Source organism: Fictibacillus sp. EA-CB0309 (assembly GCF_055814265.1).
The window spans coordinates 257,443-275,801 of the sequence record NZ_CP169271.1 but is presented as its reverse complement, the minus strand read 5'-3'; the positions used below and the strand labels follow the sequence as shown (position 1 = coordinate 275,801).

Here is an 18,359-nt window from a genome sequence, read left to right as displayed (position 1 = left end):
ATTTGAAAAATCGAACATATTTTGTATTCCTTGACACTAGTTTACCCAGTTGATAATCTACAAATAATATTTTTCAGGATGATAAATTTGAAGGGGTGGTTATGGTATGTGGCAAGATAAGTTTGCAAAAGAAGGTTTAACATTTGATGATGTGTTATTAATTCCAGCAAAGTCTTCGGTTCTGCCTGGTGATGTTTCGATTAAAACGAGGTTATCTGATTCGGTACAATTGAACATTCCTATTATCAGTGCTGGTATGGACACGGTAACAGAAGCTAACATGGCAATCGCTATGGCACGTCAAGGCGGACTAGGAATCGTTCACAAAAACATGTCTATTGAAGAACAAGCGGAACAGATCGATCGTGTTAAACGTTCTGAAAGTGGCGTTATTACAAACCCGTTCTACCTAACACCCGAACATCAAGTATTTGATGCAGAACACTTAATGGGCAAATATCGCATCAGTGGTGTACCTATCGTGGATGCAGATAAAAAGCTAGTAGGTATTCTAACGAACCGTGACCTGCGTTTCGTTCAAGACTATTCCATTAAAATCTCAGACGTTATGACAAAAGAAAACTTAGTGACCGCTCCAGTCGGCACTACATTAAAAGAAGCTGAGAAAACACTTCAGCAATATAAGATTGAAAAGCTTCCATTAGTGGATGATGAGGGTATCCTTCAAGGCTTAATTACGATCAAGGATATCGAAAAAGTAATCGAGTTCCCTAACTCAGCGAAAGACTCACAAGGACGTTTACTTGTAGGTGCTGCAGTTGGTGTGACAAAGGATGCACTTCTTCGTGTTGAGAAGCTAGTGGATGCAGGCGTGGATGCAATTGTTATCGATACTGCGCACGGGCATTCTGAAGGTGTACTTCAAAAAGTTCGTGAAGTAAGACATGCTTATCCTGACTTAACGATAATTGCTGGTAACGTTGCGACAGCAGAAGCGACTCGTGACCTGATCGAAGCAGGAGCAAGTGTTGTTAAAGTCGGTATCGGACCAGGATCGATCTGTACGACACGTGTTGTAGCAGGTGTAGGTGTACCTCAAGTTACAGCTGTTTATGACTGTGCAACAGAAGCTAAGAAGTATGGAGTGCCGATCATTGCAGATGGCGGTATTAAATATTCTGGAGACATCGTTAAAGCAATCGCAGCGGGCGGACATGCTGTAATGCTAGGCAGCATGCTTGCAGGTGTGTCAGAGAGCCCTGGAGAGCGTGAAATCTTCCAAGGACGCCAGTTTAAAGTGTACCGCGGAATGGGTTCTGTTGGTGCGATGGAACGCGGCAGCAGCGACCGATATTTCCAGGAAAATAATAAAAAGCTTGTTCCAGAAGGCATTGAGGGACGCGTGCCGTACAAAGGACCACTTGCAGATACAGTTTATCAGCTTATTGGTGGTATTCGTTCTGGAATGGGTTATTGCGGAACGTCAACAATTGATGAACTTCAAAATGATTCCCGTTTTGTAAAAATTACGGGTGCCGGTCTTCGGGAGAGTCACCCGCACCAAGTTCAAATTACTAAAGAAGCACCAAATTATTCAGTCTAAAGACGCATTTTTAAGACAGAGGTATAACCTCTGTCTATTTTTTTGAAAATGTGTATGTTACAATAACTTTTGTGTGTAAATGGGTTTGGAGGTGCAGTTTTTTGAACAGCAAGATAAAACAACTTTTAGTGGTGACACTGATTTTTTCGTTTTTTACAACGAGTTTATTAGGATTTTCAGATTCAGCAAGTGCGGCACCATCTTTAGATGTAAAAGCTGAAGGTGCTATATTGGTGGATGCAGAAACAGGAAAAATATTATATCAGAAAAATGCTGATAAGTTACTCGCTCCTGCAAGTATGAGTAAGATGATGACTGAATACTTATTGCTAGAAGCAATTGACAAGAAAAAGATATCTTGGGATCAGAAAACGAATATTTCTGAATATGCCCACAAGATTTCTCAAAATCGAACATTATCTAACGTACCTTTACGTGTAGATGAAAAATATACGGTTCGTGAGTTATATGAAGCGATGGCGATCTACTCTGCAAATGGAGCGACGATCGCATTAGCTGAACTTTTAGCGGGTTCAGAAGGTGAATTTGTTAAGAAAATGAATGCCAAAGCAAAAGAACTAGGCATGAAAGATTATAATTTTGTTAACTCTACAGGTCTTAACAATAAAGATTTGTTCGGCAACCATTCAGCTGGCAGCGAAACAGATGAAAACATGATGAGTGCACGTGCTACGGCAATACTTGCTTATAGCCTGCTTAAAGATCATCCAGAAGTGTTAGAAACAGCAAGCGTTCCACGTTTGAAATTCCGTGAAGGTACAGATGACGAAATTCAGATGGAAAACTGGAACTGGATGCTTCCTGAACTTAATAGTGGTTACGAGGGAGTAGACGGATTAAAAACAGGATCGACAGACCTTGCAGGTAACTGTTTTACAGGTACAGTGAAAAAAGGGGATACTCGCCTAATTTCGGTTGTTATGAAAACAGGTACTCGTCTAGATCGATTTAAAGAAACGAAAAAATTATTCGATTTTGGATTTGCAAACTTCGAAAAAGAGCAAATCTTACCTAAAAACTATCAAGTAAAAGGCAACAAAACGGTTACTGTCGTAAAGGGTAAAGAAAAAGACGTTAAAGTTGCTACGAAAGAACCTCTTTCAATGGTGATCAAAAGAGGAGAGAAAGAAAACTACAAGCCTAAATTTGTTATGGATAAAAAGAAGATGACAAAAGATGGCGAACTGACAGCTCCTGTTAAAAAAGGTGAAGTAGTCGGTCATATCAATGTTGAGTATACAGGCAGTGGAGAAGACTACGGCTATTTACTCGATGGAGACACAAAAGGGAAGACAGAAGTGGTAACAACACAATCCGTTGAAAAAGCAAACTGGTTTGTACTTGCACTAAGAGGTGTGGGCGGTTTCTTTGGAGGACTTTGGTCTGGAGCCGTTGACATGGTTAAAGGCTGGTTCTAATTTTTTAATAGTTTAAAAGGTTTAAAAGCTCTTCAGCGCATGCTGAAGAGCTTTTTTTCAGAAAATATAGAGAGCTTGCGCTTTTTATGATTTGCGATAAAATAGATGAGAATACTAGTTTTATTATAAAACAACCGAAATGATCGGTAAAAACACATATAAACCAGGGGGTAGTAAGCATGTTAAAAACAGGTACTGAACGTGTTAAACGAGGAATGGCAGAAATGCAAAAAGGCGGCGTCATCATGGACGTTGTAAACGCAGAGCAAGCTCGTATTGCTGAAGCTGCAGGAGCTGTAGCCGTAATGGCACTTGAGCGTGTTCCTTCAGATATTCGTGCAGCAGGCGGCGTAGCTCGTATGGCAGATCCTACAATCACGGAAGAAGTTCTGAATGCTGTTTCTATTCCTGTAATGGCAAAAGCTCGTATCGGGCATATCGTGGAGGCACGCGTGCTTGAAGCAATGGGTGTTGATTACATCGATGAGAGTGAAGTATTGACGCCAGCGGATGAAGTTTTCCACTTATTGAAGAGCGATTACACCGTTCCATTCGTATGCGGTGCTCGTGATCTTGGAGAGGCATCACGCCGTATCGCTGAAGGTGCATCCATGCTTCGTACAAAAGGTGAGCCTGGAACGGGTAACATCGTTGAGGCTGTTCGCCACATGAGAATGATCCAAGGTCAGATTCGCAAAGTAGTTGCTATGAGCGAAGATGAGTTGATGACAGAAGCTAAGAACTTAGGTGCACCATTCGAAGTTCTTCTTCAAATTAAAAAAGCGGGCAAGCTGCCTGTCGTTAACTTTGCAGCAGGCGGAATTGCAACACCTGCAGATGCAGCGCTTATGATGGAACTTGGCGCTGACGGCGTATTCGTAGGATCAGGAATCTTCAAGTCTGAGAATCCAGAAAAGTTTGCTCGTGCGATCGTTGAAGCGACAACACACTACCAAGACTACAAACTAATCGCTGAACTCTCTAAAGGTCTAGGAACGGCTATGAAAGGTATCGACATCTCTACATTAGCTCAAGGTGAGCGCATGCAGGAGCGAGGCTGGTAATTCCATGCTAAAGATCGGAGTATTAGCCTTACAAGGTGCAGTACGAGAGCATGTGGCAGCGATTGAAGCAAGCGGTGCAGAGGCCGTTGCGGTAAAACGTGTAGAAGAGCTCAGCAGCCTTGATGGCTTGGTTATCCCAGGCGGCGAGAGCACAGCGATGAGACGTTTAATCGATAAATATAACTTTCTTGAACCTTTAAAAGAGTTTGCACAAAATAAACCTGTGTTCGGTACATGTGCAGGGCTGATCTTGATGGCTAAACGCATTCAAGGACAAGACACAGCACATCTTGAATTGATCGATATGACGGTTGAGCGCAATGCGTTCGGGCGTCAGGTGGACAGTTTTGAGGCTGATCTGATGATCCATGGTGTTGGAGAAGATTTTACGGGTGTATTCATCCGTGCGCCATTTATCGTTGAAGTCGGTCCTGAAGTTGAGATTCTTTCTAAACACAACGACAGAATAGTAGCAGCTAAACAAGGGCATTTCCTATGTGCAGCGTTTCATCCGGAACTGACGGACGACTACCGTTTACATCAATATTTTGTAAAAATGGTACAATCCGCTAAAGAAGTAGTTGCATAAAATATAAAAATGCTGTACATTACTATAAAATCATCATAAAAAATCAATGACAGGAACTAGTAGCGAAAATGACTTTGTCTAGAGAGTCGGTGGCTGGTGAAAACCGATCAAAGCGTTTTGTGAATCCATCCTCGAGTGAGAAGCCGAAATGAAGTAAGCTTTTCCGGTGAAGAACCGTTACATGTAAATGAGCCGGCAATAGATGTATCTATTGCAACTAGGGTGGCAACGCGGGTTAACTCTCGTCCCTATTTCTAATTCACATTAGAAATAGCGGGCGGGAGTTTTTTGATTTTTATTAACCAAAGGAGGAAATACAAATGTTAGATTTGAAATTTGTTCGTGCCAATTTTGAAGAAGTAAAAGAAAAATTATCTGCTCGAGGTGAAGATCTATCTGGATTGGATCAGTTCGAGGCGTTAGATCAGCGTCGACGTGAGTTGATCGGTGAGACGGAAGCTCTTAAATCTAAGCGTAATGAAGTTTCTAAGCAAGTAGCAGAATTTAAGCGTGAGAAAAAGACGCGGATCACCTGATCACAGAGATGCGTGAAGTAGGCGATAAGATTAAAACGATGGACGATGAACTTCGTAAAGTAGAAGAAGACCTTCACGCTATCATGCTGACGCTGCCTAACATACCGCATGAAAGTGTTCCTGTTGGTGAGACAGAGGATGATAACATTCCTGTTCGTCACTGGGGTGAAGTACCGGAATTTGCTTTTGAAGCAAAAGCGCATTGGGATATCGCTACTGACTTGAACATCGTTGATTTTGAACGTGGAGCGAAGGTTACAGGAAGCCGTTTCGCTTTCTATAAAGGTCTTGGAGCACGATTAGAGCGAGCGTTAATCAACTTCATGATGGACCTTCATGAAGACGAACACGGTTATACAGAAGTGCTGCCACCATACATGGTAAATCGTCAAAGCATGACAGGTACAGGACAGCTGCCAAAGTTTGAAGAAGACGCGTTTAAGATCCGCGAAGAAGATTATTTCTTAATCCCGACTTCTGAAGTTCCTGTCACGAACATGCACCGTGAAGAGATTTTAACATCTGATGAACTGCCGATCACATATGCAGCATACAGCGCATGTTTCCGTTCTGAAGCAGGTTCTGCAGGACGCGACACACGCGGCTTAATCCGCCAGCATCAGTTCAATAAAGTAGAGCTTGTTCGCTTCGTTAAACCAGAAGATTCTTATGACGAGCTTGAAAAGCTTACAGGACATGCTGAAAAAGTACTACAGCTTCTAAACCTGCCGTACCGTGTACTTAGCATGTGTACAGCTGACTTAGGATTCACAGCTGCTAAAAAGTACGATATTGAAGTATACCTGCCAAGCTACAGCGAGTACCGCGAGATTTCTTCTTGCTCTAACTTTGAAGACTTCCAAGCGCGCCGTGCACAAATTCGTTTCCGCCGCGATGCGAAAGGGAAGCCAGAATTCGTTCACACGCTTAACGGATCTGGGTTAGCGATCGGACGTACAGTCGCTGCAATCTTAGAAAACTACCAGCAAGAAGACGGCACGGTTGTGATTCCAGAAGTGCTTCGACCATACATGGGTAATAAGGAAGTCATTAAGTAAAATAACGAGAGGGAAATTCCCTCTCTTTTTTTGAACTTTTTTCTCAAAAAGCGTTGACACTATATTTGTCTCCATGTTAATATAGTTCTTGTCAGTCACACGGAGGTATACCCAAGTCCGGCTGAAGGGATCGGTCTTGAAAACCGACAGGGGTTTAACGACCCGCGGGGGTTCGAATCCCTCTACCTCCTCCATATACATATTCAAACCACTTGATCTCGCATCAGGTGGTTTTTTTGTTGTGTTTTTTGATGAACGAGTGTCGAATTTGGCAAAAGACTCAATTCCATCAATTTAGACTCAATAATCTCTAAAAAGACTCAATTCCGTCATTTACAAATGCTCTATTCTAAAAGGTGGATGCTTTCAAACTCATTTTTATTTTCTTCTTTGACAGTTGATTGGAGTGCAAGGTGCGAGACTACGGCTAGGACAGGAGGGCAGGTGAGACACTTAAAAGTGAAACGTTACGAATGTGGCTCACCGCCTGCCCCGCGGAAAGCGAGCACCTGGAGCGGAGATTAACTACTTTCAAAAGCAACAATAGCCAAAAAAACGTTCCCTTTCCACCACAGCATTGTAAGCGCTAACACTTCAAAGTGATAAAATTTAGTATTGACAGAACTTTTAGACAGGGAGTATGATGACAACTATACTTAATTCAATATGTAATGCTTATTAAGAGAGACCGAGGGATCAGGCCCTATGACGTCCGGCAACCTCCATTTTGGAACGGTGCCACTTCCTGCAGGATGATATGTTCATTCTGGAAGATAAGTCGATGTTTGCTTATTCGCCCTCTTCCATGGAATGAAGAGGGCTTTTTTATATGTTGAGGAGGAAGACAGATGATCGAGGTTAGAGATGTAACCAAAATATATAAAGCAAAAGGAAAAGAAATTGTTGGAGTAAAAAACGTGTCACTATCCATAGACAAAGGGGAGATCTTTGGCATTGTCGGCTATAGCGGTGCCGGGAAAAGTTCGCTCCTTCGCTGTCTCAATCTATTGGAAAAACCAACATCAGGTGACATACTCATCGACGGAGTATCGATTACAACGTTAGGGAAAAAGGAGCTGCGAGAAGAGCGGCTTAAGATCGGCATGATTTTTCAGCACTTTTATCTGATCAGTGCAAAAACTGTGTTTGAAAATATCGCGTTTGCTTTAAAAGCAGCAGGAAAAACGAGGGATGAGATCAATCGTAAAACGCTAGAGCTGTTGAAAATGGTTGGATTAGAAAATCAAAAAGGTCAATATCCATCTCAGTTAAGCGGCGGACAGAAGCAGCGAGTTGGTATTGCAAGAGCTTTGGCGAATGACCCGAAGGTATTGCTTTGTGACGAAGCTACATCAGCACTTGATCCAAATACTACAAAATCCATCCTATCGCTCTTAAAATCGATCAATAAAAAGTTAGGCATTACGATTGTACTCATCACGCATGAGATGGAAGTCGTAAAAGAGATTTGTCACCGTATGGCTGTCATGCAGGATGGCGAGATTATCGAGTCGGGTGATGTGTATAACATCTTTGCAAACCCTGAAAAAGCATTAACGAAAACATTTATCAGTTCCGTTATACAAATGGATCTACCTGAGCCATTGCTGAAAAATAGAAAAGGGACCGTGATTAAGATTCAATTTAAGGGAGCGATCGCAGAAGAAGCCGTTGTTTCTGAGCTCTTCCAAAACTTTAAGGTAAAAGGAAATATCCTTCACGGAAAGATTGAATATATCCAAGAAACACCCCTCGGAATCTTTATTATGGAACTGATTGGTGATGAAACAGAAGTAAAACGAGCGATTGCGTATATTGAAAGTCGTATAGAAAATCTTGAGGTGGTGAAGAACGTTGCTTGATTCGATAGTTAACATTCTGCCAGATTTAAATAAAGCATTTTTTGAAACGTTATACATGGTTGCCATATCATTAGGCGTTTCTTTGGTCGTTGGACTCCCACTCGGAATCATCCTTTTCGTTACGGATAAGGGCTTGCTGTTTGAAAATGCGTTAGTAAAACAAACGGCAGGGATAGTAGTCAACTTGATTCGCTCAGTACCGTTCATCATTCTGCTAGTTGCTCTGTTACCGCTAACACAGCTCATCACAGGGACAACGATTGGACCTACTGCAGCATCCGTTTCTTTGTCTGTTGCAGCGATTCCGTTCTTTGCCCGACTCGTAGAGACTTCTTTACGAGAAATCGATAAAGGTGTAATAGAAGCCGCCGTTGCTGTCGGAGCAACACCATGGATGATCATTCGGGAAGTACTTCTTCCTGAAGCAAAACCAGGCATTGTTCAAGCCATAACAGTAACCGCGATCAGCTTATTAGGCTATTCAGCAATGGCAGGTATTGTCGGCGGTGGAGGGATCGGAGACTTTGCGATTCGCTTTGGGTACTATCGATATGACAACACGATCATGATTACAACCGTCGTCTTATTGATTGTGATCGTTCAGCTGATGCAAGTCATCGGAGACGGTGTGGCCAAAGCTGTAAATAAAAGATAGGGCTGAGAGACACTCAGAATTGTATGCTGTTTTTAGTTCTGTTTTTAAATTCTTCATTGATAAGTTGATTGAAGTGGAAGATGCGAGACTCCTGCGGGACAGGCGGGCAGGTGAGACACTTAAAAGTGAAACGTACGAATGTGGCTCACCGCCTGCCCCGCGGAAAGCGAGCATCTGAAACGGAAATCAACTACTTTCAAAAGCACCAAGTAAATACCAAAACGAAAAAGGGGATCAACATGAAAAAAATCATACTTACACTATTAACAGCACTGCTAGCTTTTGCTTTAGCTGGATGCTCTTCTTCATCAGATGCATCTAAAGACAAGGAAGTAACGCTTGGAGCAACAGCGGGTCCGTATACAGATATGGTCAATAAGGCAATCAAGCCTTCCCTCGAGAAAAAGGGGTATAAAGTTAAGGTCATCGAATTCAGTGATTACATTCAGCCGAACATGGCACTCTCTAAAGGTGATCTGGACGCCAACCTTTTTCAGCACAAAATTTATATGGAAAACTTCGCTAAAGAAAAGAACTTAAAGCTTTCAGAAGTGATTATTGTCCCAACAGCACCTATGGGTTTATACTCTGACAAATTCAAATCGATCGAGGACATTAAAGAAGGCAGTACGTTAGCCATTCCGAACGATCCAGTTAACTTGGCGCGTACCTTAATCATGCTTGAAGACGCGAAGCTGATCACGATCAAAGAAGGAGTAAACCAACTGACTGCATCTGAAAAAGATGTTCAAGACAATCCGAAGAACTTAGTATTCAAACCATTAGAAGCGGCGCAGCTTCCACGTGCTGTACAGAGTGCGGATGTTGCAGCGGTACCAGGTAACTTTGCTCTTGCTGCAAAAATGGACTTACTAGATGCCATTCAATTAGAGAAGATGCCGGATACGTATCGTAACCGCATTGTTGTGAATACAAAAGACGTAGAATCCACTTTTGCAAAAGATATTAAAGAAGTGGTGGAATCAAAAGAGTTTGAAGAAGTGATCGATAAAGAGTTCAAAGGATTCGGCAAACCCGAATGGATGAAGAAATAAGACAAATTAAAAGCCCCGGTCTCAATATTTGAGTACCGGGGCTTTCATACTTATAAGCGAACTTCTCGTTTCGCTTCGATTTTTTGAGCAATTTTTTCAACGATATGATCAATTGATTCAGGATTTTCTCGAAGGTCGTAGTCGTTAATGTTCACGCGAAGCACGGGGCAAGAATTAAAAGACGAAATCCACTTTTCATAGCGGTCGTACATTTCTTCCCAATAAGAAACAGGTGTTTCTTGTTCCATCTTGCGGCCCCTTTTTTGAATACGAGCTAGAATATCGTCAAGAGAACCTTCTAAATAGATCAGACAATCTGGCTGCGGGAAGTATGGTGTCATAACCATTGCTTCAAAAAGGTGAGTATATGTCTCGTAATCCACCTCAGACATATTTCCTTTATCAAAGTGCATGCGTGCAAAGATTCCAGTGTCTTCATAGATAGAACGGTCTTGCACGAATCCGCCGCCATAATCGAACATTCTTTTTTGCTCTTTAAAACGTTCAGCTAAAAAGAAAATCTGGAGGTGAAAGCTCCATCGTTTAAAATCATGATAAAAGTTTTCTAAGTATGGGTTGTTATCCACTTTTTCCATGGATGTACGAAACTTTAATTTTTCAGCCAGTGCATTCGTAAAGGTCGATTTACCTGCTCCGACCATTCCTGCTACTGTAATGACAGCATCATTTGGAATTCCGTATTGAATTAGTTTGTTCATCGTGCAACTTCTCCTTTTTTCAAAGTTGCATCGATTAAGGAAAAGATTTTCTCTTTATCCGTTTCATACGCAACAAAATCTAATTCGTCTCCATTAAACGTCAGCACTGGAATCTCAGGGTGTTCTTTCATAAAGGCAGACATGAATGTATCATAATCAGCTGCAAGCTGTTCTAAATAAGCGGGCTCCATATTTTGTTCTACAAAACGTCCACGCTTACGAACACGGTCTAACAGTGTATCAAGACTTGCATTTAAGTATATGATCATGTTTGGAACGGGCATGTCTTCTGTTAAAATATCGAAGCACTGCATGTATTTATGAAGATGACCGTCTTTTAGCGTACGACCGGCAAAAATACGGTTCTTGAAAATATGATAATCAGAAACGACAGGTATTTGTTTTGAGAGATATTGACCATTAATCTCTTCAAGCTGTTTATACCTGTTGCAAAGAAAGAACATCTCGGTTTGAAAACTCCACTCATCAATGTTGTCGTAAAATTTTCCGAGAAAAGGATTCTCCTCTACAATTTCCTTTAATAATTGAAATTTATAGTGCTCTGCAATGGCTTTTGCCAGTGATGTTTTCCCTACGCCAATCGGCCCTTCAACTGCGATAAAGGGGTTGAACTCATCTTCCTTTTCCTCCCTTTCAAATAACAAACGAAAAATTACAGACAAAGAATATTGTAGCATACGTTTGGAAAAGGTGGATAGATTATCGGTTAAAAACTTCAATAAAACAGCTTTTTAATACATTGTTTTTTGTTTATCGTTCTGAGCTTGTTCTATGATTGCCTGAAGATCTAACTCACCACTTGGAGTGATATCGGCGTATAACGTCTTTTCCATAAGCAGTAATGCTCTTTCGTTATCTTCTTCTATATTAGAGGCTGAGCAATCAGATGGTGCATGAAGTGTGAAACCTCGCATATAAGCGTCATTAGCGGTAAAAAGAACACAGATGTTACCAGCCACGCCGCATAGGATCAGTGTTTGTACACCTAAATCATTTAATAGTGTTGATAAAGGTGTAGAGAAAAATCCCGAGTGCTTCGGTTTAATAACAAAATAATCGTCTTCGTCCGGTTGCAATGCTTTAACAAACTTTCCTCCAGCTTGTGATTCACAATACTCCACGAGTCTTTGCTTATCTGACTGCCACTGCCCAAAATTATCGTTCACGTAGATTACAGGTATACCTGCTTGTTTCGCCCGTTTTTTTAAATCAACAATCTTATCGGCTATCGGCGCAGAAGTTTTTAACAAAAGCGGCGCTTCCGGAAAATTAAAATCATTGATCACGTCAATAATAAGCAAAGCGACAGGGATTTTCCCCTCATTTTTTTGTTGATGTGCCAAACCTTTCCCTCACTTTCTTTTTTATAGGTTGTTTTCTAAAAGATTGTTGCGATTAGGTCTTTTCTCAATCTCTTCATTGACAGGGTGATTGGAGTGGAAGGTGCGAGACTCCTGCGGGACAAGCGGTCAGGTGAGACACTTAAAAGTGAAACGTACGAATGTGGCTCACCGCCTGCCCCGCGGAAAGCGAAGCACCTGAAACGGAAATCAACCACTTTCAAGAACAACCCTGACTCAGCTTTTTAAAACCATTCCTTTCTTTATTATTGGCAAAACCTCCTGTATAATCTCTAACAACTAAAACTTTGGAGCGAAATGATGGAGATCTTAGAAAAAGACAAATATTATATGGATCTTGCTTTAAAAGAAGCGGAAAAAGCAGCTAATATCGGGGAAGTTCCAATCGGGGCCGTTTTAGTAAAAGATGATCGAGTATTGGCTAGGGCTCATAACCTGCGTGAAACGGAACAAAGAGCGATTGCGCATGCGGAGCTGTTAGCGATCGATCAAGCTTGCAAGGAAACGGATGCCTGGAGACTAGAAGGAACGACACTTTACGTAACACTTGAACCTTGTGCGATGTGTTCAGGAGCTATTGTTCTCTCAAGAGTAAGCCGAGTCGTTTATGGAGCGGCTGATCCTAAAGGAGGCTGTGCAGGGACGTTGATGAATCTTTTGCAAGAAGATCGCTTTAATCACCAATGTGAAGTGACTGCAGGTGTTAAAGAAGAGGAATGCGGACAGATTCTCTCACGCTTTTTCAAAAACCTTCGTGACAGAAAAAGGAAGGAAAAGGAAGAGAGAAAGAAGGAGCTTTAGAGCTTGTACGGTTGATTTTTTTAATGGGCATAGTATACTAATTCTTGCACATTCGATTGTGCATCTAACAATGTTATACACTTTGTCGCGCTAGATGGGGAGGTAGCGGTGCCCTGTACTCGCAATCCGCTGTAGCGAGGTTGAATTCCTCTCCTCGGCTAGTTCAACGTATGGTCTGACGGACGTAAGTGGTGTTGATGTCCGGGTCCTGCGCAACGGAGACCCATGAACCCTGTCAGGTCCGGAAGGAAGCAGCAGTAAGTGGACCACTTCGTGTGCCGTGGGGCAACCTGGACTGAGCTAACTGCGTTTGTACGCATAGGTTGACTATTCCAAAGAGAGGTGCGCGGCATTCTAATATATAAAACATCAACTCACCCTTGTCTCAGGGGTGAGTTTTTTGTAATGTTTCAGTATAATATAGAAAGAATATAGTGCTAAAAGGGAGGCAAAGGGATGAGTTATCAAGCGCTCTATCGCGTATGGAGGCCACAGAGCTTTGAAGATATGGTCGGGCAGGAACATATAACAAAAACGATTCAAAATGCCCTGATGCAGGACAAGCTTTCCCATGCCTACCTGTTTTCAGGCCCACGAGGAACGGGAAAAACAAGTGCGGCAAAAATTATAGCCAAAGCTGTTAACTGTGAGCGTGCCCCGGTATCGGAACCATGTAATGAATGTGATGCTTGCCGAGGAATAACGAACGGAACGATATCAGATGTACTGGAGATCGATGCTGCCTCTAATACAGGGGTAGATGATATTCGTGATATCCGGGACAAAGTAAAGTTTGCTCCGTCTTCTGTCACGTACAAAGTCTACATCATCGATGAAGTACATATGCTTTCAACTGGAGCATTTAACGCTTTATTAAAAACGCTTGAAGAACCGCCGAGTCACGTTATTTTCATTTTGGCAACCACTGAGCCGCATAAGATTCCAGCAACGATCGTGTCACGCTGTCAGCGATTTGATTTTAAACGCATTTCCTCACAGTCCATTATCGGGCGCATGAGACAAATCGTGAATGCTAATGGTACAGAAGTGGAAGAAGAAGCGCTGCAATTGCTTGCCCGAGCTGCAGAAGGCGGCATGCGTGACGCTTTAAGTTTGCTCGATCAAGCAATTTCTTACAGTGATGATGTTGTAAGAGTGGAAGATGTATTATCTGTAACAGGTTCAGCTTCACAAAAACATCTTTCTGACATGGCAGAAGCATTTTTAGAAAAAGATGTTTCAAAAGCGCTGACGTTATCAACAGAACTTTTACAAGAAGGAAAAGATCCTGTACGTTTCTTAGGCGATCTTATCTATTATTACCGTGATATGCTTCTATATAAAACAGCTCCTCAGCTAGAAGAGCTGCTAGAGCGGGTTTCTACAGATGAATCTTTTGCACAATTGGCGGATGCTACAGCTGCTGAAAACATCTATACCATCATTGGACAGTTGAACGCCGCGCAGCAAGAGATGAAATGGACGAACCATCCTAAGATCTTTTTAGAAACAACGTTCATCAAGATTTGTTATCAAAAACAAGAAGGGTTTTCGGCTCAGTCGGGGAATTCTTCTGTTGAACCTCTCATGCAAAGAATTGATCAGCTCGAGCAAGAGTTGAAGAAAATGAAAGAAAGCGGATGGGTCTCAAATGGATCATCGGCTCCATCAGAATCAGAAGCACCGAGAGAAAAAAGAGTAATCCGAGGCCAAGGCGGAGCATCTTCAACACAAGTAAAAGAAATGCTGAAGAAAGCGAAAAAACCAAATCTTGTTCAGCTAAAAGGCATGTGGGGAGAAATTCTAGACAAGATTCGTTCTGAAAAAGTGAGTGCGTACGCTCTTCTATCGGGAGCTGAGCCAGTAGCGTGTTCAGATCAAATTTTCCTGCTCGCTTTTCAGCATGAAATTCACCGTCAGATGGCATCTCAAGAGAACAACAGAAGCTATGTTGAAAGCGCAGTTTATAGTACAATAGGAAAGAACCTGTCCATGCTATCTATACTGGATCCGGAATGGCAGAAACTAAAAGCTGATTTCATTAAAGAACAACAGCAAGGCCAGCCATCTTCTGAAGAGAAAGAAAAAACAGAAGATCCTCTCATATCAGAGGCGATAAAATTGGTTGGCGATGATTTAATTGAGATAAAAGAAGAGGAAGAATAAAAAGGAGGAATTGTACGATGATGAAAGGCAACATGAACAATATGATGAAACAAATGCAAAAAATGCAGCGTGACATGGCAAAAGCTCAAGAGGAATTAAAAGATAAAGTGATCGAAGGTACAGCTGGAGGCGGCATGGTTACCGTTAAAGCGAACGGTCACAAAGAAATCATCGACATTATCATTAAAGAAGAAGTTGTAGATCCAGAAGATATTGATATGCTTCAAGACCTTGTGTTAGCGGCTACAAATGATGCACTTAAGAAAGTAGACGAATTGGTATCACAGGACATGGGCAAATTCACAAAAGGACTTAACATTCCTGGAATGTTCTAGGAATATGCTATGCATTATCCTGAACCGATCTCAAAACTGATTGAAAGCTTTATGAAATTGCCGGGCATCGGACCGAAAACGGCGGTTCGCCTGGCATTTTTCGTATTGGAAATGAAAGAAGATGATGTGCTCGATTTTGGACGAGCACTCGTTAACGCGAAACGTCAGCTTATCTATTGTTCCAACTGCTTTCATATTACTGACCGTGATCCTTGCATGATCTGCGACGATTCGAGCAGAGACCGCACAACAATCTGTGTGGTTCATGACTCCAAGGATGTTATTGCGATGGAAAAAATGAAAGAGTACCGTGGTCTCTACCACGTCCTTCAAGGTGCGATCTCTCCAATGGATGGAGTGGGACCAGAGGATATTAAAGTCGCTGAACTTTTAAAACGGTTAACAGACGAAGGTATTCAAGAAATTATTATGGCAACGGATCCGAACATTGAAGGAGAAGCCACTGCCATGTACATCGCAAGACTTTTAAAACCAACAGGTATTAAGATTACTCGTATTGCTCATGGCCTGCCTGTAGGCGGAGACCTGGAATATGCAGACGAAGTAACGCTTTCTAAAGCGCTTGAAGGAAGAAGAGAAATCTAACAAAGGGGTTGCTTGCATGTTTTTTCCCGTAAAGGGCGCTTGAAGCGATCCGGAGATCAACAGCTGCTTCAAAGTCTTGATGAACTTAAAGTAAATTGGATGCATCAAAAAGAAATGGTGGAGCGCAGTGTCGAGCCATCGGAAGAAGTTATCTTCAAACTTCAACTAGAAGAATCTAAATACTTCTTCTTATTAAAAGAAGCAAAAAAGAAACGTAACGACCAGCAGGTTAAAATAACTGCTGGTCTTTTTTTGACAACTCCCATACAATGTCTAGTAAATAATATGGATATTTGTATAGGAGGTTATGATGAATGGAGCCAATCACTGTGATCGCGATACTCGGAACAATCATCTTTGTTCTCTTGCTTGTAGGCGCTCCAATGCGGCCGATACGCTGGATCGGATTCGGAGTTACACGTTTTTGTATCGGCGCACTATTGTTGTTCTTATTAAATGCAATCGGAAACTCGTATGATATACACATTCCGATTAACGCTATTACAGCGCTGATTTCAGGAATCGCCGGACTACCCGGGATAGCATCATTGGTAGCTATTGAGTTCTTTATTTTAAACTAGGTTTACAATCAGAGTTTAGAGAGCGATTTAAAGCTTTCTAAACTTTTATTAATTTGTTTAAAGTAATTTCAAAATAACTATTGACCTTAAAATACAATACGTGATATATTAAGTCTTGTCGCCGCGACAGACGAAACATTGTTGCAGGCGGGAAACAAATTTTAAAAACAGGTTGACTTCTTGTTTGAAAGATGTTATCCTAATAAAGTCGCCAAAACGAGCGGCAAGCTAGAAACACACAGTTCTTTGAAAACTGAACAAAAGAAATAGGTAAGGAATTAAATTAATTCCGTCAGTTTTAAAATCGAGCAAGACAAACACTTTTATGGAGAGTTTGATCCTGGCTCAGGATGAACGCTGGCGGCGTGCCTAATACATGCAAGTCGAGCGAATGAAGAGGAGCTTGCTCCTCTGATTTAGCGGCGGACGGGTGAGTAACACGTGGGTAATCTGCCTGTAAGACGGGGATAACTCCGGGAAACCGGGGCTAATACCGGATAATAAGAAGAAACGCATGTTTCTTTTTTGAAAGTCGGTTTCGGCTGACACTTACAGATGAGCCCGCGGCGCATTAGCTAGTTGGTGAGGTAACGGCTCACCAAGGCGACGATGCGTAGCCGACCTGAGAGGGTGATCGGCCACACTGGGACTGAGACACGGCCCAGACTCCTACGGGAGGCAGCAGTAGGGAATCTTCGGCAATGGGCGAAAGCCTGACCGAGCAACGCCGCGTGAGCGATGAAGGCCTTCGGGTCGTAAAGCTCTGTTGTTAGAGAAGAACAAGTACGAGAGTAACTGCTCGTACCTTGACGGTACCTAACCAGAAAGCCACGGCTAACTACGTGCCAGCAGCCGCGGTAATACGTAGGTGGCAAGCGTTATCCGGAATTATTGGGCGTAAAGCGCGCGCAGGCGGTCTCTTAAGTCTGATGTGAAAGCCCACGGCTCAACCGTGGAGGGTCATTGGAAACTGGGAGACTTGAGTGCAGGAGAGAAAAGTGGAATTCCACGTGTAGCGGTGAAATGCGTAGAGATGTGGAGGAACACCAGTGGCGAAGGCGGCTTTTTGGCCTGTAACTGACGCTGAGGCGCGAAAGCGTGGGGAGCAAACAGGATTAGATACCCTGGTAGTCCACGCCGTAAACGATGAGTGCTAGGTGTTGGGGGTTCCACCCTCAGTGCTGAAGTTAACACATTAAGCACTCCGCCTGGGGAGTACGACCGCAAGGTTGAAACTCAAAGGAATTGACGGGGGCCCGCACAAGCAGTGGAGCATGTGGTTTAATTCGAAGCAACGCGAAGAACCTTACCAGGTCTTGACATCCTTTGACCACTCTAGAGATAGAGCTTTCCCTTCGGGGGACAAAGTGACAGGTGGTGCATGGTTGTCGTCAGCTCGTGTCGTGAGATGTTGGGTTAAGTCCCGCAACGAGCGCAACCCTTGACCTTAGTTGCCAGCATTCAGTTGGGCACTCTAAGGTGACTGCCGGTGACAAACCGGAGGAAGGTGGGGATGACGTCAAATCATCATGCCCCTTATGACCTGGGCTACACACGTGCTACAATGGATGATACAAAGGGTTGCAAAGCCGCGAGGCCAAGCCAATCCCAAAAAGTCATTCTCAGTTCGGATTGTAGGCTGCAACTCGCCTACATGAAGCCGGAATTGCTAGTAATCGCGGATCAGCATGCCGCGGTGAATACGTTCCCGGGCCTTGTACACACCGCCCGTCACACCACGAGAGTTTGTAACACCCGAAGTCGGTGGGGTAACCCTTTTGGGAGCCAGCCGCCGAAGGTGGGACAGATGATTGGGGTGAAGTCGTAACAAGGTAGCCGTATCGGAAGGTGCGGCTGGATCACCTCCTTTCTATGGAGATTATGAAACAGCTTCGACTGTTTCGTAAGTACACCTATTCTTCTTTTGTTCAGTTTTGAGAGAACTAA

General features: G+C 42.8%; 15 protein-coding genes, 1 tRNA gene, 1 rRNA gene, 1 other RNA gene, 2 pseudogenes, 1 riboswitch and 1 other annotated feature. Of the genes and pseudogenes, 17 read left to right on the top strand and 3 right to left on the bottom strand.

Features of this window, described 5'->3' with window-relative positions; translation table 11 throughout:
* The first annotated feature begins 106 nt into the window (after positions 1–106).
* From guaB to ACEWFH_RS01695, 9 genes and pseudogenes are all read left to right on the top strand, one after another.
* Positions 107–1,564, top strand: coding sequence for an IMP dehydrogenase (guaB, locus tag ACEWFH_RS01735; RefSeq protein WP_473725868.1), 1,458 nt, complete (start codon positions 107–109; stop codon positions 1,562–1,564).
* Positions 1,565–1,692: 128 nt separating this feature from the next.
* A complete protein-coding gene (locus tag ACEWFH_RS01730; protein WP_473727185.1) occupies positions 1,693–3,003 on the top strand; it encodes a D-alanyl-D-alanine carboxypeptidase family protein in 1,311 nt (436 codons plus the stop codon).
* 179 nt (positions 3,004–3,182) lie between these two features.
* Complete coding sequence (gene pdxS / locus ACEWFH_RS01725; protein WP_473725867.1) at positions 3,183–4,067, top strand: pyridoxal 5'-phosphate synthase lyase subunit PdxS; 885 nt, start codon at positions 3,183–3,185, stop codon at positions 4,065–4,067.
* A gap of 4 nt (positions 4,068–4,071) precedes the next feature.
* A complete protein-coding gene (pdxT, locus tag ACEWFH_RS01720) occupies positions 4,072–4,656 on the top strand; it encodes a pyridoxal 5'-phosphate synthase glutaminase subunit PdxT (RefSeq protein WP_473725866.1) in 585 nt (194 codons plus the stop codon).
* Positions 4,657–4,693: 37 nt separating this feature from the next.
* Positions 4,694–4,909, top strand: a binding site (T-box leader).
* A 67-nt stretch (positions 4,910–4,976) separates the two neighbouring features.
* Positions 4,977–6,250: pseudogene (gene serS, locus ACEWFH_RS01715) on the top strand (serine--tRNA ligase).
* Positions 6,251–6,351: 101 nt separating this feature from the next.
* Positions 6,352–6,444 (top strand) — tRNA-Ser (locus tag ACEWFH_RS01710).
* 478 nt (positions 6,445–6,922) lie between these two features.
* A riboswitch (SAM riboswitch) is annotated at positions 6,923–7,030 on the top strand.
* Between the two features lie 68 nt (positions 7,031–7,098).
* Positions 7,099–8,112: a methionine ABC transporter ATP-binding protein gene (locus tag ACEWFH_RS01705; RefSeq protein ID WP_473725865.1), complete on the top strand. Its 1,014-nt coding sequence runs from the start codon at positions 7,099–7,101 to the stop codon at positions 8,110–8,112.
* Positions 8,105–8,767 (top strand): methionine ABC transporter permease, encoded by a 663-nt coding sequence (locus ACEWFH_RS01700; protein WP_473725864.1) that lies wholly within the window; start codon positions 8,105–8,107, stop codon positions 8,765–8,767. Before ACEWFH_RS01705 ends, ACEWFH_RS01700 begins: the two co-directional genes overlap by 8 nt.
* A gap of 239 nt (positions 8,768–9,006) precedes the next feature.
* Positions 9,007–9,822, top strand: coding sequence for a MetQ/NlpA family ABC transporter substrate-binding protein (locus tag ACEWFH_RS01695; protein WP_473727184.1), 816 nt, complete (start codon positions 9,007–9,009; stop codon positions 9,820–9,822).
* Positions 9,823–9,872: 50 nt separating this feature from the next.
* Here the strand turns inward: ACEWFH_RS01695 and ACEWFH_RS01690 are convergent, their stop codons facing one another.
* From ACEWFH_RS01690 to ACEWFH_RS01680, 3 genes are all read right to left on the bottom strand, one after another.
* Complete coding sequence (locus tag ACEWFH_RS01690; protein ID WP_066242597.1) at positions 9,873–10,541, bottom strand: deoxynucleoside kinase; 669 nt, start codon at positions 10,539–10,541, stop codon at positions 9,873–9,875.
* Positions 10,538–11,224: a deoxynucleoside kinase gene (locus ACEWFH_RS01685; protein ID WP_473725863.1), complete on the bottom strand. Its 687-nt coding sequence runs from the start codon at positions 11,222–11,224 to the stop codon at positions 10,538–10,540. The genes ACEWFH_RS01690 and ACEWFH_RS01685 overlap by 4 nt, the downstream gene beginning before the upstream one ends.
* A gap of 69 nt (positions 11,225–11,293) precedes the next feature.
* Positions 11,294–11,905: a cysteine hydrolase family protein gene (locus tag ACEWFH_RS01680; RefSeq protein WP_473725862.1), complete on the bottom strand. Its 612-nt coding sequence runs from the start codon at positions 11,903–11,905 to the stop codon at positions 11,294–11,296.
* Positions 11,906–12,220: 315 nt separating this feature from the next.
* Between ACEWFH_RS01680 and tadA the strand changes: the two genes are divergently transcribed.
* The 8 genes and pseudogenes from tadA to ACEWFH_RS01640 all read left to right on the top strand — a co-directional run bounded on the left by tadA (position 12,221) and on the right by ACEWFH_RS01640 (position 18,282).
* Complete coding sequence (tadA, locus tag ACEWFH_RS01675) at positions 12,221–12,724, top strand: tRNA adenosine(34) deaminase TadA (protein ID WP_473725861.1); 504 nt, start codon at positions 12,221–12,223, stop codon at positions 12,722–12,724.
* An 85-nt stretch (positions 12,725–12,809) separates the two neighbouring features.
* Positions 12,810–13,074, top strand: an RNA gene (ffs, locus tag ACEWFH_RS01670) — signal recognition particle sRNA large type.
* Positions 13,075–13,180: 106 nt separating this feature from the next.
* Positions 13,181–14,890, top strand: coding sequence for a DNA polymerase III subunit gamma/tau (gene dnaX / locus ACEWFH_RS01665; RefSeq protein ID WP_473725860.1), 1,710 nt, complete (start codon positions 13,181–13,183; stop codon positions 14,888–14,890).
* 17 nt (positions 14,891–14,907) lie between these two features.
* Positions 14,908–15,225 carry a YbaB/EbfC family nucleoid-associated protein gene (locus ACEWFH_RS01660; RefSeq protein ID WP_473725859.1) on the top strand — a complete coding sequence of 106 codons (318 nt, stop codon included), beginning with the start codon at positions 14,908–14,910 and terminating at the stop codon, positions 15,223–15,225.
* Positions 15,226–15,234: 9 nt separating this feature from the next.
* Positions 15,235–15,831, top strand: a complete 597-nt coding sequence (gene recR / locus ACEWFH_RS01655) for a recombination mediator RecR (RefSeq protein ID WP_191755548.1) — start codon at positions 15,235–15,237, stop codon at positions 15,829–15,831.
* Positions 15,832–15,843: 12 nt separating this feature from the next.
* Positions 15,844–16,044, top strand: a pseudogene (locus ACEWFH_RS01650) (YaaL family protein); the annotation flags it as partial.
* 101 nt (positions 16,045–16,145) lie between these two features.
* The gene (locus tag ACEWFH_RS01645) at positions 16,146–16,412 is read left to right on the top strand and encodes a pro-sigmaK processing inhibitor BofA family protein (RefSeq protein WP_473725858.1); all 267 of its coding nucleotides are present in this window, start codon (positions 16,146–16,148) and stop codon (positions 16,410–16,412) included.
* A gap of 322 nt (positions 16,413–16,734) precedes the next feature.
* Positions 16,735–18,282 (top strand): 16S ribosomal RNA (locus ACEWFH_RS01640).
* The last annotated feature ends 77 nt before the right edge of the window (positions 18,283–18,359 follow it).

Bases quoted from the DNA above. Each gene is read 5' to 3' on its own strand.
- guaB (WP_473725868.1), top strand. From the start codon at position 107: ATGTGGCAAGATAAGTTTGCAAAAGAAGGTTTAACATTTGATGATGTG.
- pdxS (WP_473725867.1), top strand. From the start codon at position 3,183: ATGTTAAAAACAGGTACTGAACGTGTTAAACGAGGAATGGCAGAAATG.
- pdxT (WP_473725866.1), top strand. From the start codon at position 4,072: ATGCTAAAGATCGGAGTATTAGCCTTACAAGGTGCAGTACGAGAGCAT.
- ACEWFH_RS01705 (WP_473725865.1), top strand. From the start codon at position 7,099: ATGATCGAGGTTAGAGATGTAACCAAAATATATAAAGCAAAAGGAAAA.
- ACEWFH_RS01695 (WP_473727184.1), top strand. From the start codon at position 9,007: ATGAAAAAAATCATACTTACACTATTAACAGCACTGCTAGCTTTTGCT.
- ACEWFH_RS01690 (WP_066242597.1), bottom strand. From the start codon at position 10,541: ATGAACAAACTAATTCAATACGGAATTCCAAATGATGCTGTCATTACA.
- tadA (WP_473725861.1), top strand. From the start codon at position 12,221: ATGATGGAGATCTTAGAAAAAGACAAATATTATATGGATCTTGCTTTA.
- dnaX (WP_473725860.1), top strand. From the start codon at position 13,181: ATGAGTTATCAAGCGCTCTATCGCGTATGGAGGCCACAGAGCTTTGAA.
- ACEWFH_RS01660 (WP_473725859.1), top strand. From the start codon at position 14,908: ATGATGAAAGGCAACATGAACAATATGATGAAACAAATGCAAAAAATG.
- recR (WP_191755548.1), top strand. From the start codon at position 15,235: ATGCATTATCCTGAACCGATCTCAAAACTGATTGAAAGCTTTATGAAA.
- ACEWFH_RS01645 (WP_473725858.1), top strand. From the start codon at position 16,146: ATGGAGCCAATCACTGTGATCGCGATACTCGGAACAATCATCTTTGTT.